The organism is Streptomyces sp. Mut1, from assembly GCF_030719295.1.
GTDB classification, from domain to species: domain Bacteria; phylum Actinomycetota; class Actinomycetes; order Streptomycetales; family Streptomycetaceae; genus Streptomyces; species Streptomyces castrisilvae.
This window is the reverse complement of record NZ_CP120997.1, coordinates 843400-859769: the sequence shown is the minus strand read 5'-3', so window position 1 is coordinate 859769 and position 16370 is coordinate 843400. Positions and strand designations below refer to the sequence as shown.

The window sequence follows — 16370 nt, the reverse complement described above, 5'->3', positions numbered from 1 at the left end:
CTGGCCCGGCACGACCACCGAGCGGCAGAAGGGGCACACCTCATGCGGGACGGCCAGGACTGGGACGCCACCCACGACGTGATCGTCGTCGGATCCGGAGCGGGAGCGATGACCGGGGCCCTGACGGCCGCCGGGGACGGCCTCGGCACCGTCGTACTGGAGCGGACCGCGCTGCTCGGCGGCACGTCCGCCTACTCCGGGGCCGCCTGCTGGCTGCCCGGCACCCAGGTGCAGGAACGCGCCGGCCTCGGCGACTCGGCCGAGGACGCCCGGGACTACCTGCGGACCCTGCTCGGCGACAGCGAGGCGGCACGCCGGGACGCCTTCCTGCGGCACGCGCCCGGCCTGGTCGCCCGGCTGGAGGACGACCCCGCCCTCGCCTTCCGCTGGCAGGCCTTCCCCGACTACGTCGCCGCCCCCGGCCGCATGGACGCGGGCCGCTCCTTCGTCCCGCTCGACCTGGACCCGGCCGAACTGGGCGACCTCGCCGGCCTGGTGCGCCCGGCCGTCGACCGGGACCGGGCCGGCCAGGGGCACCCCGACGCCCCGCTCACCCAGGGCCGCGCCCTGATCGGCCGCCTCCTGCTGGCCCTCACCCGCACCGGCAACGCCCACATCCGCACCCGGCACCACGTCACCGGGCTGATCACCGAGGACGGCCGGATCACCGGCGTCGAGGCCCGCACCCCGCACGGCACCGTCCGGATACGGGCCAGGCGCGGGGTCCTGCTGGCGGCCGGCGGCTTCGAGGGCGACGACACCCTGCGCACCGAGCACGGCGTGCCCGGCCGGGCGGCGTGGAGCATGGCGCCGGGCGGCACCAACACCGGGGAGCTGCTGCGCGCCGCCACCGGGGCGGGCGCCGCCACCGCGCTCCTGGACGAGGCCTGGTGGTGCCCGGGGACCGAACTGCCCGACGGATCGGCCGCCTTCACCCTCGGCCTGCGCGGCGGCCTGATGGTGGACGGCTCGGGGCGGCGGTTCGCCAACGAGTCCCTGCCCTACGACCGCATGGGCCGCGCCATCGCGGCTGCCGGGGGAGCGGACGCCTCCGTCCACCTGGTCTTCGACTCCCGGGAGGGCGGCGCCCTGCCCGCCATCACCGTGCCGCCCACCGCACCGGCCGAGCACCTGGCGGCCGGCACCTGGGCGCGGGCGGATTCGCCGGCCGGACTCGCCGGGCTCATCGGGGTGCCGGCCGCCGCCCTCACCGCGACCCTCGCCCGCTTCAACGGGTTCGCCGCGTCCGGCACCGACGAGGACCACCACCGCGGCGAGGACCCGTACGACCTGTTCTTCGCGAACCGGGCCGGCGCCCCCGGGCCCAACCCGTGCCTGGTCCCGCTCGACCGTCCGCCGTACTACGCGGCCCGGCTGGTCCTCGCCGACCTCGGCACCAAGGGCGGCCTGCGCACGGATCCCGACGCGCGCGTCCTGGACACGGCGGGCCGCCCGCTGCCCGGCCTGTACGCCGCCGGCAACACCAGCGCCTCCTTCACCGGCCGTGTCTACCCGGGCCCCGGTGTGCCCATCGGCACCGCCATGGTCTTCGCCTCGCTGGCCGTGCGGCACATGGCCGGCCGGGCCGTCTGACCCCGGGCCCCGGGCATCCCGGCCAGTGGGATGCCCGGGGCACACCCCCGTACACCCGCCCTACGGTCGCGGCACCGGGCCCGGCCGGCACGAGAGAGGCACTCGATGATCGACAAGAACCTGTACGGACCGTGGGCGGTTGTCGTGGGAGGGTCCGAGGGTGTGGGCGCCTCCTTCGCCCACCGGCTCGCGGACGCCGGGATCAACCTGGTCCTGATCGCCCGCAAGCCCGGCCCCCTGGAGGAGACCGCCGCCCGGGTACGCGCCCGGGGCGTCGAGGTCCGCACCCTCGCGCTCGACCTGCTCGACCCCGGGGCCCCGGACAAGGTCGCGGCGGCCACGGACGGACTGGAGGTCGGCCTGCTGGTCTTCAACGCCGGGGCCAACAGCTACGGCCACGACTTCGTCTCCGGCGACCTGGAGCGGGTGCAGGGCGTCCTGGACCTCAACATCACCGCGCAGCTCGCCCTGACCCACCACTTCGGGGCTTCGATGAAGGAGCGGGGCCGGGGCGGCATCCTGCTCGTCGGCTCACTCTCCGGCTACCTCGGACAGGCCCGCATCAGCGTCTACTCGGCGGCCAAGGCCTTCAGCCGGGTCTTCGCGGAGGGCCTGTGGCTGGAGCTGCGGCCGCACGGCGTGCACGTCCTGGAGCTGGTGCTCGGCGTGACCCGCACCCCCGCCATGGAGCGTGCCGGACTGCGCATGGACCTGCCGGGCCTGCGGGTCGCCGAACCGGACGACGTCGCCCGGGAGGGGCTGGAACACCTCGCCGACGGCCCCGTCCACATCGCGGGCGGCAATGCCCCGGCGGCCGAGAAGCGCAGCGGATTCCCGCGCGCCGAACTGGTGCTCGGGGCCGACGAGGCGTCCCGGCGGCTCCTGCCGCCGGCCTCCTGACACCCCCGGCCCGCCGCACCCCCGACCGCCCCCTCCCGGAGAGCAGATGAGCGAGACCGAGCACCCCCTCACGATTCCCGGCGCCCTCGCCCTCGCCGCCGCCCGCCACCCCGGCCGGGAAGCGGTCGTGTCCGGTGACACCCGGCTGACCTGGGCGCAGCTGCGCGACCGGGTCCACGCCGCCGTGAAGTCGCTGATCGCGCTCGGTGTCCGGCCCGGCGACCGGATCGCCGTCTGGGCACCCAACAGCCACCACTGGGTGGTCGCCGCGCTCGCCGCGACCTCGGCCGGGGCCGTGCTGGTCCCCGTCAACACCCGCTACCGGGGCGAGGAGGCGCGCCGGCTCCTGGAACGCGGCGGGGTGCGGCTGCTGTTCGTGGAGAACGGCTTCCTGGGCAAGGACTACCTCGCCATGCTCGGGGCGGGCCCGGACGCCGGCGAGGAGGGCCGGCCGGTGCCCGGACTGCCCGCCCTGGAACGGGCCGTGGTGTTCGACGACGACACCCGCGGGCGTCCCGGCACCCAGCCGTGGGACGGATTCCTGCGCGAGGGCGCGCACCTGCCCGACGCCGGGGCCGCCGCCCGGGGCGCCGCCGTACACCCCGACGACCCGTCCGACCTGCTCTTCACCTCGGGCACGACCGGCCGCCCCAAGGGCGCCCTGACCACGCACCGGCAGAACCTCACCACGTACCGGGCGTGGAGCAGCCGGACCGGGGTCACCGGAGACGACCGCTGCCTGGTCGTCAACCCGCTGTTCCACTGCTTCGGGTACAAGGCCGGGGTCCTGGCCTGCCTGGTGCGCGGCGCCACCATGGTCCTCCAGCCGGTCTTCGACGTGGAGCGGGTGCTGCGCGCCGTCGAGACCGAGCGGATCACCGTGCTCCCCGGCCCGCCCACCATCTACACCGAACTGCTGGACGCGCCCGCCCGGCACCGCCACGACCTGTCGTCGCTGCGGCTCGCGGTGACCGGCGCCGCCGTCGTGCCGGTCGCCCTCGTCCGGCGGATGCGGGCCGAACTCTTCCCCGACGTGCTCACCGCGTACGGGCTGACCGAGAGCTGCGGCACGGTCAGCGTCTGCTCGGCCGACGACGACGCCGAGACCGTCGCGCTCACCGCGGGCCGCCCCATCGACGGCACCGAAGTACGGATCGGGGACGCCGAGGGCACCCCGCGGCCCGCCGGACGGGACGGCCGCATCCTGGTGCGCGGCTTCCACGTCATGCTCGGCTATCTGGACGACCCGGCGGCGACCGCGGCGGCCGTCGACGCCGAAGGATGGCTCGACACGGGCGACATCGGCCACCTCGACCCACGCGGCAACCTGGTGATCACCGGACGCTCCAAGGACCTCTTCGTGGTCGGCGGCTTCAACGTCTACCCGGCGGAGGTCGAGCAGGTGCTCGCCGCCCACGACGCCGTGGCCGAGGCCGCCGTGGTCGGGATGCCCGACGCCCGCCTCGGCGAGGTCGGCCGCGCGTTCGTGACGGTCAGACCTGGCACCGGGGCAGCCCCGGACGATCTCATCGCCCACTGCCGCGAACGGATCGCCAACTTCAAGGTCCCGCGCGAGGTCGTGGTCCTCGGGAGCCTGCCGCGCAACGCCACGGGCAAGGTGGACAAGGCCGCCTTGCGGACGATCTGACCGCACCCCTCACGGTGCGTCGAGCGAGGGAGAGCGACGATGGGCAACGAGGTTCTGGAATCGGTACGCGCCCTGCTGCCGGGCATCGGGAAACGGGCCGTCACCACGGACGAGGAACGGCGGATACCGCAGGTCACCGTCCGTGAACTGGCCGATGCCGGGGTGTTCCGGATGCTCCAGCCGGCCCGCTACGGCGGCCTGGAGGGCGATCCGGCCGACTTCTACCAGGTGGTGCGGGCGATCTCCGCCGTCTGCTGCTCCACCGGCTGGGTGGCCTCCGTCCTCGGCGTGCACCCCTGGCAGTTGGGCCTGTTCCCCAAGCAGGCGCAGGAGGACGTGTGGGGTGCGGACCCGGACACCCGGATCTCCTCCTCGTACGCGCCGGTCGGCCGGCTCACCCCCGTCGACGGCGGCTACGAACTGGCCGGGCGGTGGAGCTTCTCCTCCGGCTGCGACCACGCCTCCTGGGCGCTGCTGGGCGCCCTCGTCGTCGGCGCGCAGGGCCGGCCCGTCGACTTCCTCACCGTTCTGGTGCCCCGCCGCGACTACCGGATCGAGGACATGTGGGACGTGGTCGGGCTCCGGGGCACCGCCAGCAACGACATCATCGTCGAGAAGGCGTTCGTACCGGCCCACCGGGTGCTGCGCAACTACGAGCAGGCCAGGCTGAAGGTGCCGGGACAGCAGGTCAACCCGGGCCCGCTCTACCGGCTGCCGTTCGGCGCGATCTTCACGAGCGCCATCACCGCGCCCGTGATCGGGGCGGTGTCTGGCGGCTACGACTCGTACGTGCGGCGGATGAAGGAGCGGGTACGCCTCAGCCTGGGCGGCGGCAGGTTCACCGAGGACCCCTTCGCCCAGGTCGCCATCGCCCGCGCCGCGTCCGACATCGACGCGACGGTGCTCCAGATGGACCGCAACCTGCGCGAACTGTCCGAACTCGCCGCCGGCGGCCGGGAGATACCCATGGAGCTGCGCCTGCGCACCCGCCGCGACCAGGTCCGGGGTACCGAACGGGCCGTCGCCGCGATCGACCTGCTCTTCAAGACCGCGGGCGGCAACGCGCTCAGGCGCGGCAACCCCGTCGAACGCGCCTGGCGCGACGCCCACGCGGGCAGCGTCCACGTCGCCAACGACGTGGAACGCGCGCTCGCCATGTACGGCCGGGGCGCCTTCGGCCTGACCGTCGAGGACAACCTCGTCTGAGCCCCGGCCGCGGGTATCAGCCCTGCCGTTCCCGGAGCGCCTTGCGCGCCGGCAGGGTGACGGCGGCCAGGGCGAGGCACACCGCGGCCGCGGCGAAGGACCCGTACAGGAGCGGGGGCACGTACGGGGCCTCGCCCGTCAGGCCGCGCGTCATCGGGATCAGGGTGGCCGAGGCGATGGCGGTGCCCAGGGCGACGCCGGCCACCGCCACCAGCAGCCCCTCCCAGCGCAGCATGTCCATCACCTGGCGCCTGGTGGCGCCGACGAGGCGGAGCATGCCCAGCTCACGACGGCGGTCGAGAACGGTCATCACGAGGGTGTTGGCGGCGGCGAGAGCGGCGAAACCGCCCAGGACCGCGGCCATCGTGTTGTTGGCCCAGGCGTTGAGCTCGCGGTCGGTGGTCCGCCCGGCCGCGTAGCCGGCCGCGTCGGTGACCGTGCCCAGCGGGGCGAGGGCCTCCGCGTTCCCGCCGCGTACCAGCAGCGTGGTGTCGAACCCCGAGGTGACGTGGGCGGCGAGCGACGCGCGGTCCATGGTGACGGCCGCCAGGCCGAGCCCCCGGCCGTACACGGCGACGACCTCGGGGCTGGTCCTGGTGCCGTCCGGAAGGTACATCGGCAGCTTGTCGCCGACCCCGGCCCCGGCCGACAGGGCGAGCGTCCGGTCGATGGCGATCCTGCCCTTGCCGATCCGGTCGAGACTGCCGCCGCGCACATCGAGGTCCTGCACCTGTGCGAGCCGCGCGCCGGAACCGGAGACGCCCTGGACCGACGAGCCCTCCAGCCACCGGTCGCCGCCCGACCCGACCGGCACGAGGACCTGTGTGCCGAGCAGACCCACCGCCGCCTCGACCCCGGGCGTGCGGGCGGCCCGGCGCACCGCGTCGGCGGGCAGTCCGGCGGGGTGGGTGACGACATGGTCCGCGATGACACCGGCGCGCAACTGCTTCGCCGCCACATGGCTCTCGCTCGTGTGCATGAAGGCGAGCGTCGACGCGAAGGCCATGGCCAGCACGATCGGGGTGATCGCGGAGGCCAGCCTGCGGGCGTTCGTACGGGAGTTGGCGGCGGCGAGTGTGGCCGCGGCGGCGCCGCGGGCGTCCAGCGCGAGCCCCAGCAGCGCCGCGCACAGCCGCGCCACCAGCGGGCCGAGCAGTGCCACGGCGAGCATGAACAGCATGACGACGCCGAGGGCGGCGTTGGCCGCGTCCTCCCCGGCCGAGCGGGCGGCGTAGACCGTGAAGAACCCGCCGCCGGCCAGCGCGCCCAGGCCCAGCACGGTACGGATCACACCGGGCCGCAGCTGCTCCACCGATGCCTCGGTGAGCGCCTGGCCCGGCTTGGTCTTCGCCGGCCGGCGTCCGGCGGCCCAGCCCGCGGTGAGCGCGGTCAGCAGCACCGTACCGACGGCGACGACGAGCGGAATCCAGGAGACACGCAGGTCCACCGGGCCCGGGACGGCCCCGCGGTCCTTCAGCTGCGCGAACCACCAGTGCGCGAGTCCGATCCCGGGCAGGCAGCCGATGATCCCGGCGAGCGGTGCGACGAGCAGCGCCTCGGAGGCGACCGCGCGGCGGATCTGCCGGGGGGTGGCACCGACGGCGCGCAGCAGCGCGAACTCCCGGGCGCGCTGGGCGACGGACAGCGCGACCGTGCCGGACGCCGTGAAGACGGCGACCATGGCGGCGATCCCGCCGAAGGAGCCGCCGAGCCCGGTGAGCGTCTCCCGGGCGTATCCGAGGCCGTGGTCCTCGACGGCGCCCCGGCCGTCGCCCGTGTGCACCCGGGCGCCGGTGCCGGAGAGTGCCTTCCGCACCCCGGCGGCGAGGGCGGTCCCGTCCGCGGGGGAGGCCCCCTCCTCCGCCAGGACGGCGATGGCGTCGGCCCTGCCGGGGTGCCCGGCGAGCACCGGGGACTGGGCGTCGGCGAACCAGCCCGTCGCTCCCTCGGCCACGTCGTCCCCGGCTCCGGCCCGCGCCAGCCCGGAGACGCGGAAGGCGGTCCGCCCGGTGGCGGTTTCGAGCGTGACGGTGTCGCCGACGCCCGCCCTCGCGGCCCGTGCGGCGGCGGCGTCGAGCACGACCTCGCCGGACCGGGGCGCGGCACCGGAGGTGAGTGCGGTGCCGGTGAAGGCGTGCGACCCCCAGCCGTGGCCCGTCAGCACGTCCTCGCCCAGGCGCGCCGGGAACGTGAAGTCCGCTACCGCGGCCCCGGCGCCGGGCACCCGGCCCGCCTTCCCCGCCAGCGCGGTGTCCACGCGTGCCGTGTCCGGGAGCGGGCTCGCCGACTCGGAGCGGCTGTCGCCGCTGCCCGTGACGAGGCGGGCGTACTGGTCCGCCGCCACGACGACCGGTGCCCGCGCGTACCGCTGGGCCGGCACGGACGCCCGGGAGCCCGTCTCCAGGAGGATGCCGCAGGCGGAGATGATCAGTGCCGCCATCATCAGCGCGACGAACGTGCCGGCGAACGACGCGGGCTTGAAGCGGACGGCCGCGCGGGCGAGTCCGTTGGGGACGAGGAGACTCACGCGGCGGCCCCCGCCATCGCGCCGGGGCGGGAGACGAGCGTGGCCATGCGTGCCGAGATCCGCTCCGCCGTGCCGCGTTCCAGGGAGTCGGCGAAGGCGCCGTCGGCGAGGAAGAGCACGCGGTCGGCCCAGGCGGCGGCGGCCGGGTCGTGGGTGACCATGACGACGGTGGCACCGAGGGTGTCGACCGCGTGCCGGAGCAGGCCGAGGACCTCGGCGGCGGTGACGGTGTCGAGGGCGCCGGTGGGCTCGTCGGCGAAGATCACGTCCGGTTCGGTGATCAGGGCGCGGGCGATGGCCACGCGCTGCTGCTGGCCGCCGGAGAGCTCGCCGGGCCGGCGCTTCGCCTTGTCGGCGAGTCCGACCCGCGCCAGGACCGCGGCCGCCCGGCGGCGGTCCTGGCGCTGCCCGGCCAGGCGCATGGGCAGGAGCACGTTCTGTTCCACGGTCAGCGACGGCAGCAGGTTGAAGGACTGGAAGACGAAGCCGAGGCGGCTGCGGCGCAGTTCGGTGAGGCTGTTCTCGCCCATGCCGGTGATCTCCGTACCGCCCAGGCGCACCGAGCCCTCCGACGGCCGGTCGAGGCCGGCGGCGCACTGAAGGAAGGTGGACTTGCCGGACCCGGACGGGCCCATCACCGCCGTGAACGAGCCCCGCGGCAGGACCAGATCGATGCCCGCGAGAGCGTGCACGGCGCCCGCGCCCCGGCCGTACCGCCTGCGCACACCGCGCAGTTCGACGGCCGGGCCCAGGGCGCCCCGGTCCTCGGGCCGGCCGTCCGCCTGCTGTTCTGTGCCGCCGCGCTGCCACATGTCCGTCCCTCTCACGATCCTTCGAGCCGATGATCCGACGCTACGGATCACGGCGATGACGGGCCATGACGGCTGCTGGCGGATCGGGGGTGGGGATAACCTGAGGCGCAGGCCGGAGCGGCGGCCGGCTCACCCCGGCCCGCCGGCCGCCTTCGCCGCCAGGTAGCGCGCCGGGAACTCCCCGCCGCCGTGCACCGCCAGGTCCGCGCCGCTGATGTATCCGGAGAGCCCGCTCGCGAGGAACAGACAGGCGCGCGCCACGTCCTGAGGAACCGCCATCCGTTCCATCGGGATGACCGACGCCACCGACGCCCCGCCGTCCGCGCCGTAGACCGAGGCGGCGCTCTCGGTGCGGATCAGGCCCGTGGTGATGTGGTTGACACGGACCGCCGGCGACCACTCCAGGGCGAGCGCCTTGGTGAGGGCCAGCAGCCCCGCCTTGGCGGCGGTGTACGCGGCGGTGCCGGGCTGCGGGTCATGGGCGGAGACGCTGCCGATGTTGATGACCGCGCCCCCGCCCCGCTGCGCCCGCATGACCCGGTGGGCCGGCTGCGCCACGTAGAACGGGGCGAGGAGGTTGAGCGCGACGATCTTCTCCACGAATCGCGGCGAGACGGTGGCCGCGTCCGCGTCCGGGGAGCCGCCCGCGTTGTTGACGAGGACGTCGAGCCGCCCGAACCGCTCCACCGCGGCGTCCACCAGCGCGGACGCCGCCTCCGGGTCGCGCACGTCGGCCGGGACGAAGACCGCCTCGCGGCCCCCGGCCGAGGGGAGGGCCCGCGGGGTGTTCCGTCCGCAGACCACCACGTCCGCCCCGGCGGCCAGGAACGCTTCGGCGACGGCCGCGCCGATGCCCTTGGTGCCTCCGGTGACCAGCACCACGTGTCCGGTGAAGTCCAGCGGGTTGCCGATGTCCATGATGTCGCGTTCTCCTGTTCCGGTCTGCCGGGAGCCGTTCACCGGGCGGCCAGGCCGATCCCGGCGGCGAGCCGTTCCCGGTGGCGCGCGGGCGCGCCGAACAGCTCGCCCGCCCCGTGCGCCCGCTTGAAGTAGCGGTGCGCGTCGTGCTCCCAGGTGATGCCGATCCCGCCGTGCAGCTGGATCATCTCGCCGGCGACCGCCGAGAACGCCTCGGAGCAGACGGACTGGGCGACGGCGGCCGCCCGGGGCAGTGCGCCCGGGTCCTCGTCGGCGGCGAACGCGGCACCCAGCGCCGCCGAACGCGCCGACTCCACCAGCACATAGGCGTCCGCCAGCCGGTGCTTGACCGCCTGGAACGAACCGATGGACCGGCCGAACTGCACCCGCTCCCGGGCGTATTCCACCGTCAGCTCAAGACAGCGCTCGGCCGCCCCGGCCTGCTCCGCCGCGAGGGCCGCGCAGGCCAGGTCCCGTACGTGCTCCAGGTGCCGCCCGCCGTCCCCGTCCCGGCCCAGCAGGCGTCCCTCGGCCCCGTCGAACACCCAGCGCGCCAGGGCCCGGGTGGAGTCCATGGCCACCGCGGGTTCCCGGCGGACCCCGGCGGCGCCCGGGGCCACCTCGAAGAGCGAGATCCCGGCGTCCGTGCGGGCCGCGACGACCAGCACGCCGATGTCCGGCCAGTCCAGGACGTACTCCTTCACCCCGGTCACCAGCCGGCGGCCGCCCGGACCCGGCACGGCGCGGGCGCGGACCGCCGCCCCGTCCCACGAGCCCCGCTCCGCCCAGGCCAGGGCGCCCACCGATGTGCCGTCGGCGAGCCCCGGCAGCAGCCGGCCGCACGCCTCCTCGTCGCCGGACGCCAGCAGGGCGCCCGCGGTGAGCACGGCGGAGCCCAGACAGGGCAGCGGGCTCAGGCTCCGGCCCAGCTCCTCCATCAGCACATGGACGTCCCGCGCCCCACCGCCCGCCCCGCCGTACGCCTCGGGCACGGCGAGCCCGGCGACCCCGATCTGCTCGGTCAACGGCGCCCAGGCAGCGGTGCCCTGATGGCGGGTCAGCAGCGACCGCACGGCCGCTCTCAGCTCTTCCTGCTCCCGCGTCAGCCTCATCGGACCGTGCTCCCCTCGGTGTCCGCCCGGTCGGCCAGTACGCGGGCCCGGCAGGCGGCCGGGGTGCCCCAGGCGTCGCGCAGCGGACGGGCCTTGCGTATCCACAGGGACAGGTCGAGTTCGTCGGTGTAGCCCACGGCCCCGTGCAGTTGCAGGGCGGTGCGCGCGGCCCCGTACGCGGCCTCGCCCGCGGTGACCTTGGCGGCGGCGATGTCGCGGCCCGCGCCCTCGTCGCCGGAGGCCAGGGCGAGCGCGGCGCCGTGCACCAGCGGCTCGGCGAACTCCAGGGCCAGCAGGGTGTCCGCCAGGCGGTGCTTGACGCTCTGGAAGGACCCGATCGCCACCCCGAACTGGGTGCGCGCGGTGACGTATTCGACGGTACGGGCCAGCAGTGTCCGGCCGACGCCGAGCGCCTGGGCCGCCGTGGCGAGCGCGGCGACCTCGGCCGCGTACGCGGCGGCGGCCGTCACCCCGGGGCCCCGGGCGAGGACCGCGCCGCCCGACGGCCGGGCGAGGCGCCGCCCCGGGTCGGCCGAGGGCTGCACGGGCCCCGGGCCGTCGGCCACCCGCAGCGTGTCGCCGTCCACGACGAACACCGTGCCGGCCGCGTCCGCGTCCAGCGCGTACGGGCCGAGCGCCGTCACGCACAGGGAGACCAGGGACGCGCCCGAAGCGATGGCGGGCAGGTGCCCGGCGGCGAGGGACTTGTCCCCGAGACGGTCCAGCAGGGCGGCGGCGGCCACCGTCTCGACCAGCGGCCCCGGGACGGCGTGCCGGCCCAGCGTCTCGAAGGCGACGGCCAGTTCGACGGGCAGCGGGCCGAGGCCCTCGTGCTCCGGGGGCACCGCGAGGGCGAAGAGCCCGGCCTCGGCGAGCCGCGCCCAGACGGCCCGCCCCGGCCCGTGGTCGCCGGCCGCCCAGGACCGGACCGTGGCCGGGACGCCGGACGAGGTGAGCAGGGCGTCGAGGGAGCGGGCGAACTCCCGCTGCTCGCTGTCGAGGAGGAAACGCATCAGCGGCGTCCCTTCGGAAGGCCGAGCAGCCGCTCGGCGATGATGTCGCGCTGGATCTCGTTGGTGCCCGCGTAGACCGGGCCCGCCAGCGCGAAGGTGTACCCCTCGGACCAGCCGCCGCCCTCCGGCGCCTCCGGGGCGTGGTCGGCGAGTTCGCCGAAGGGACCGAGCAGGTCGAGGGCCGTCTCGTGCAGGGCGATGTCCAGTTCGGACCAGTAGATCTTGTTGAGGCTGGAGGCGGCCCCGGCCCGGCCGCCCTCGCCGTGCAGGACACGGGAGGCACCCGCGTACGAGAACAGCCGGTAGGCGCGGGCGCCGATCACCGCGTCCGCGACCCGGTCGCGCAGCGCCGTGTCCGCGGGGTCGCCGTGCTCGCGCCACAGGCCGGTGAGCCGGCCGGCGGCGGCGGTGAAGCGGCCGGGGCTGCGCAGGGTGAGCCCGCGCTCGTTGCCGGTGGTGCTCATCGCGACCCGCCAGCCCTGCCCCGGTTCGCCGATGACGTCCGCGTCGGGGACGAACACCTCGTCCAGGAAGAGTTCGGCGAATGCGGGCTTCCCGTCGAGCCGCCCGATGGGCCGCACGGTGACGCCCTCGGCGTCCAGCGGGAACATCAGATAGGTCAGCCCCCGGTGCGGCCGGTCCGCGTCCGGGTCGCTGCGGAACAGGCCGAAGGCCCGGTCGGCGAAGGCCGCCCGCGACGACCAGGTCTTCTGCCCGCTGAGCAGCCAGCCGCCCTCGGTCCGTACCGCCGTCGAACGCAGCGACGCCAGGTCGGAGCCGGACTCCGGCTCGGACCAGGCCTGCGCCCAGATGACCTCGCCGCGCGCCATCGCGGGCAGGACGCGGGCCCGCTGCTCGGCGGTGCCGTGCTCGAAGAGGGTCGGGGCCAGCAGGCTGATGCCGTTCTGGCTGACCCGGCCCGGCGCCCCGGCCGCGTAGTACTCCTCCTCGAAGATCAGCCAGCGCAGCAGGGACGCGCCGCGTCCGCCGAACTCCTCGGGCCAGGAGACCACCGACCAGCGGTCGGCGGCCAGAACGGCCTCCCACTCCCGGTGTGCGGCGAAACCCCCGGCGGTCTCCAGGGAGGGCAGGGCGGTGGCGGGGACGTGTGCGGCGAGCCAGTCGCGTACCCCGGTACGGAACTCCTCGTCCGCCGGGTCGAAGTCGAGGTCCATCAGCCGCCCGCCTTCTTCATCGCCCGGATGTCCATGCCGCCCAGGGCGTCCGGCGCGGTCTCGGCGTTGTGGGCGTGCGCCAGGTGGTGCAGGCCGAACACCGAGTCCATGCCGGTGTGCATCCCCTGGAGGTCCTCGGCCTGATTGACCGCGCGCTTGGTCAGGGCCAGGCCCATGCGCGGCATCTCGGCGATGCGCAGCGCCAGTTCGTGGCTGCGGTCGGCCAGCTCCTCGCGGGGCACGACCCGGTTGACCATGCCCACCTCGTACGCGCGCCGGGCGCTCATCCGGTCGCCCGTGAACAGGAACTCCTTGGCGATCCGGGGCGGCATCACCCAGGGGTGGGCGAAGTACTCGACACCGGGGATGCCCATGCGGACCACCGGGTCGGCGAAGAACGCGTCCTCGGACGCCACGATCAGGTCGCACACCCAGGCCAGCATCAGACCGCCCGCCACGCACGCGCCCTGCACGGACGCGACGACCGGCTTCGGCAGTTCGCGCCAGCGCCGGCACATGCCGAGGTAGACCTCGGACTCGCGGGCGAAGCGGCTCTCCGCGCCCTCCTTGTCCGAGTGGTCCCACCACAGCCCCGCCCGCCGCTCGAACGGCAGATGCGCGTCGCGCCCGGGGGTGCCGATGTCGTGTCCGGCGGAGAAGTGCTTGCCCGCACCGGCCAGGACGACGGTCTTCACCTCGTTGTCCTCGGCCGCGCGGTAGAACGCCCGGTCCAGGGCGTAGGTCATCGCGGAGTTCTGCGCGTTGCGGTAGTCCGGGCGGTTCATGGTCACCGTCGCGACCGGGCCCCGCTTCTCGTAGCGCACCGGTTCGTCATGGGCAGCGGACATCGTGGCCTCTCCTTCCCTAACAAGTGTTTGGTAGATTAACGTACCCCCATGAGCAGCGTCGAGGAGTTCCGCACCGAGATCCGCGGCTGGCTGGCCGCCCGGCTCACCGGGTCCTTCGCGGACCTGCGGGGCCGGGGCGGCCCCGGCCGCGAGCACGAGGCCTTCGCCGAACGGCTGGCCTGGGAACGGCACATGGCCGCCGATGGCTGGACCTGTGTGGGCTGGCCGAAGGAGCACGGCGGCCGGGACGCGACCATCGAGCAGCAGGTCGCCTTCCACGAGGAATACGCCCTGGCCGACGCCCCCGCGCGGGTCAACCACATCGGCGAGCAACTGCTCGGGCCGACGCTGGTGGCCTTCGGCACGCCCGAGCAGCGGGCCAGGTTCCTGCCGCCGATCGTCGCCGCCGACGAGCTGTGGTGCCAGGGCTACAGCGAGCCCGACGCCGGCTCCGACCTGGCGAACGTCCGCACCAGGGCCGAGCGGGACGGGACGGACTGGGTCGTCACCGGGCAGAAGACCTGGACGTCACTGGCCCACGAGGCGCAGTGGTGCTTCGTCGTCGCCCGCACCGAACCGGGCTCCACCCGCCACCGGGGCCTGTCCTACCTCCTGGTCCCGCTGGACCAGCCCGGCGTCGAGATCCGGCCCATCACCCAGCTGACCGGCACCAGCGAATTCAACGAGGTCTTCTTCGACGGCGCCCGCACCCGCGCCGAGCACATCGTCGGCGCCCCCGGCGACGGCTGGCGCGTGGCCATGGCCACCCTCGGCTTCGAACGCGGCGTCTCCACCCTCGGCCAGCAGGTCGGCTTCCGCCGCGAGCTGGAGACCCTCATCGCCCTGGCCCGCCGCAACGGCGCCGCCGACGACCCGCTGATCCGTGACCGGCTCGCCCGCGCCTGGACCGGCCTGGAGACCATCCGCTGCAACGCCCTGCGCATGCTCGACGGCGTCGCGGCCGGCGCCCCCGGCCCCGAGGCGTCCATCGGGAAGATCTACTGGGCCACCTGGCACCGCGAACTCGGCGAACTCGCCATGAGCGTCCTGGGCGCCGGCGGGATGACCGCGCCCGACGAGCCCTACGAACTCGACGACTGGCAGCGGCTGTTCCTCTTCTCCCGCGCCGACACCATCTACGCCGGGTCCAACGAGATCCAGCGCAACATCATCGCCGAGCGCGTCCTCGGCCTCCCCAAGGAGCTGCGCCCATGACCTCCCAGCCGGCCTACGTAGCGGGCCACCACCTCCTGGACGGACGCACCGCGGTGATCACCGCGGCGGCCGGTGCCGGAATCGGCGGCGCGACCGCCCGCAAATTCCTGGAGGAGGGCGCCCGGATCGTCATCGGCGACGCCCATGAACGCCGGCTGCGGGAGAGCGCGCGGGCGCTCGCCGACGAGTTCGGCGCCGACCGGGTCGCCGCACTGCCCTGCGACGTCACCGACCAGACCCAGGTCGACGCCCTGTTCGCGCTCGCCGCCGAACGCCACGGCCGGCTCGACGTCGTCGTCAACAACGCCGGCCTCGGCGGCACCTCCGACCTCGTGGACATGACCGACGAGCAGTGGGCCAAAGTCCTCGACGTCACCCTCAACGGCACCTTCCGCTGCACCCGCACCGCCCTGCGCCACTTCAAGGACAGCGCCGCCGGGGGCGTCGTCGTCAACAACGCCTCCGTCATCGGCTGGCGCGCCCAGCGCGGCCAGGCCCACTACGCCGCCGCGAAGGCCGGCGTCATGGCGCTCACCCGCTGCGCCGCCCTGGAAGCCGCCGACTTCGGGGTACGCGTCAACGCCGTCGCCCCGAGCCTGGCCATGCACCCCCACCTGGTGAAGGTCACCACCCCCGGACTCCTCGCCGAACTCACCGAGCGCGAGGCCTTCGGCCGGTACGCCGAACCCTGGGAGATCGCCAACGTCATCGTCTTCCTGGCCAGCGGCTACTCCTCGTACATGACGGGCGAGACCGTCTCGGTGAGCAGCCAGAGGGCGTGAGCGCCATCGCCCCGAATCCCAACGCCGAGCGACGCGCCGAACTCCTCGCCACCGCGGCCCGGGTCTTCGCCGAGCAGGGCTACAACGCCACCACCGTCCGCCGCATCGCGGACGCCGCCGGGATGCTCGCGGGCAGCCTCTACTACCACTTCGACTCCAAGGAGGCGATGCTCGACGAGATCCTCACCGCCTTCCTGGACGAGCTGTGGGCGTGCTACGACACCGTGCTCGCCGCCGGACTCGGCCCCCGGGACACCCTCGGGGCACTCGTCACCCAGTCCTTCCGGCAGATCGACCGGCACGGTCCCGCGGTCGCCATCTACCAGAAGGAGTCCAAGCACCTCTCCGCCCAGCCGCGCTTCGCCCATCTCGCCGGATCGCAGCCGAAGTTCGAGCACGCCTGGCTGCGCACCCTGGAACGCGGCGTCGCGGAACGGGACTTCCGGGCCGACCTGGACGTCCGGCTCGTCTACCGGTTCGTCCGCGACACCGTCTGGGTCGCCGCCTCCTGGTACCGGCCCGGCGGCGTCCACAGCGCACAGGAGATCGCCCGCCAGTACCTGTCCATGGTTCTCGCCGGCATCACCACGCGCGGCTGACCCACCATCACGTTCACCACGA

14 protein-coding genes are annotated in these 16370 nt (G+C 74.8%); 7 read left to right on the top strand and 7 right to left on the bottom strand.

Going from position 1 to position 16370, the window contains the following annotated elements; genetic code table 11:
• Positions 1-42 precede the first annotated feature (42 nt).
• From P8A18_RS03405 to hsaA, 4 genes are all read left to right on the top strand, one after another.
• Positions 43-1593 carry an FAD-binding protein gene (locus tag P8A18_RS03405; RefSeq protein ID WP_306051657.1) on the top strand — a complete coding sequence of 517 codons (1551 nt, stop codon included), beginning with the start codon at positions 43-45 and terminating at the stop codon, positions 1591-1593.
• 105 nt (positions 1594-1698) lie between these two features.
• The gene (locus P8A18_RS03400) at positions 1699-2493 is read left to right on the top strand and encodes an SDR family NAD(P)-dependent oxidoreductase (RefSeq protein WP_306051655.1); all 795 of its coding nucleotides are present in this window, start codon (positions 1699-1701) and stop codon (positions 2491-2493) included.
• A gap of 46 nt (positions 2494-2539) precedes the next feature.
• Complete coding sequence (locus P8A18_RS03395) at positions 2540-4141, top strand: FadD3 family acyl-CoA ligase (protein WP_306051653.1); 1602 nt, start codon at positions 2540-2542, stop codon at positions 4139-4141.
• Positions 4142-4180: 39 nt separating this feature from the next.
• Positions 4181-5347 (top strand): 3-hydroxy-9,10-secoandrosta-1,3,5(10)-triene-9,17-dione monooxygenase oxygenase subunit, encoded by a 1167-nt coding sequence (gene hsaA, locus P8A18_RS03390; RefSeq protein ID WP_306051652.1) that lies wholly within the window; start codon positions 4181-4183, stop codon positions 5345-5347.
• 16 nt (positions 5348-5363) lie between these two features.
• Here hsaA and P8A18_RS03385 read toward each other — a convergent pair whose 3' ends face one another.
• From P8A18_RS03385 to P8A18_RS03355, 7 genes are all read right to left on the bottom strand, one after another.
• Positions 5364-7874 carry an ABC transporter permease gene (locus P8A18_RS03385; protein ID WP_306051650.1) on the bottom strand — a complete coding sequence of 837 codons (2511 nt, stop codon included), beginning with the start codon at positions 7872-7874 and terminating at the stop codon, positions 5364-5366.
• Positions 7871-8686: an ABC transporter ATP-binding protein gene (locus tag P8A18_RS03380; protein WP_306060659.1), complete on the bottom strand. Its 816-nt coding sequence runs from the start codon at positions 8684-8686 to the stop codon at positions 7871-7873. Before P8A18_RS03380 ends, P8A18_RS03385 begins: the two co-directional genes overlap by 4 nt.
• A 129-nt stretch (positions 8687-8815) precedes the next feature.
• Positions 8816-9604, bottom strand: a complete 789-nt coding sequence (locus P8A18_RS03375) for an SDR family oxidoreductase (protein WP_306051648.1) — start codon at positions 9602-9604, stop codon at positions 8816-8818.
• A gap of 38 nt (positions 9605-9642) precedes the next feature.
• Positions 9643-10716: an acyl-CoA dehydrogenase family protein gene (locus P8A18_RS03370; RefSeq protein WP_306051646.1), complete on the bottom strand. Its 1074-nt coding sequence runs from the start codon at positions 10714-10716 to the stop codon at positions 9643-9645.
• On the bottom strand, positions 10713-11729 hold the full coding sequence (locus P8A18_RS03365) for an acyl-CoA dehydrogenase family protein (RefSeq protein WP_306051644.1): 1017 nt from the start codon (positions 11727-11729) through the stop codon (positions 10713-10715). Before P8A18_RS03365 ends, P8A18_RS03370 begins: the two co-directional genes overlap by 4 nt.
• Positions 11729-12904, bottom strand: a complete 1176-nt coding sequence (locus tag P8A18_RS03360; RefSeq protein WP_306051642.1) for an acyl-CoA dehydrogenase family protein — start codon at positions 12902-12904, stop codon at positions 11729-11731. The genes P8A18_RS03365 and P8A18_RS03360 overlap by 1 nt, the downstream gene beginning before the upstream one ends.
• A complete protein-coding gene (locus P8A18_RS03355) occupies positions 12904-13752 on the bottom strand; it encodes an enoyl-CoA hydratase (RefSeq protein WP_306051640.1) in 849 nt (282 codons plus the stop codon). The genes P8A18_RS03360 and P8A18_RS03355 overlap by 1 nt, the downstream gene beginning before the upstream one ends.
• Positions 13753-13800: 48 nt before the next feature.
• On the opposite strand from P8A18_RS03355, the gene P8A18_RS03350 reads away from it, so the two are divergent.
• The 3 genes from P8A18_RS03350 to P8A18_RS03340 are packed head-to-tail and all read left to right on the top strand — an operon-like array spanning position 13801 to position 16348.
• Positions 13801-14967 (top strand): acyl-CoA dehydrogenase family protein, encoded by a 1167-nt coding sequence (locus P8A18_RS03350; protein WP_306051638.1) that lies wholly within the window; start codon positions 13801-13803, stop codon positions 14965-14967.
• Complete coding sequence (locus P8A18_RS03345; RefSeq protein WP_306051636.1) at positions 14964-15749, top strand: SDR family oxidoreductase; 786 nt, start codon at positions 14964-14966, stop codon at positions 15747-15749. Before P8A18_RS03350 ends, P8A18_RS03345 begins: the two co-directional genes overlap by 4 nt.
• Entirely contained in the window at positions 15746-16348 is a 603-nt protein-coding gene (locus P8A18_RS03340) for a TetR/AcrR family transcriptional regulator (RefSeq protein WP_306051634.1), read from the top strand. The genes P8A18_RS03345 and P8A18_RS03340 overlap by 4 nt, the downstream gene beginning before the upstream one ends.
• Positions 16349-16370: the final 22 nt, after the last annotated feature.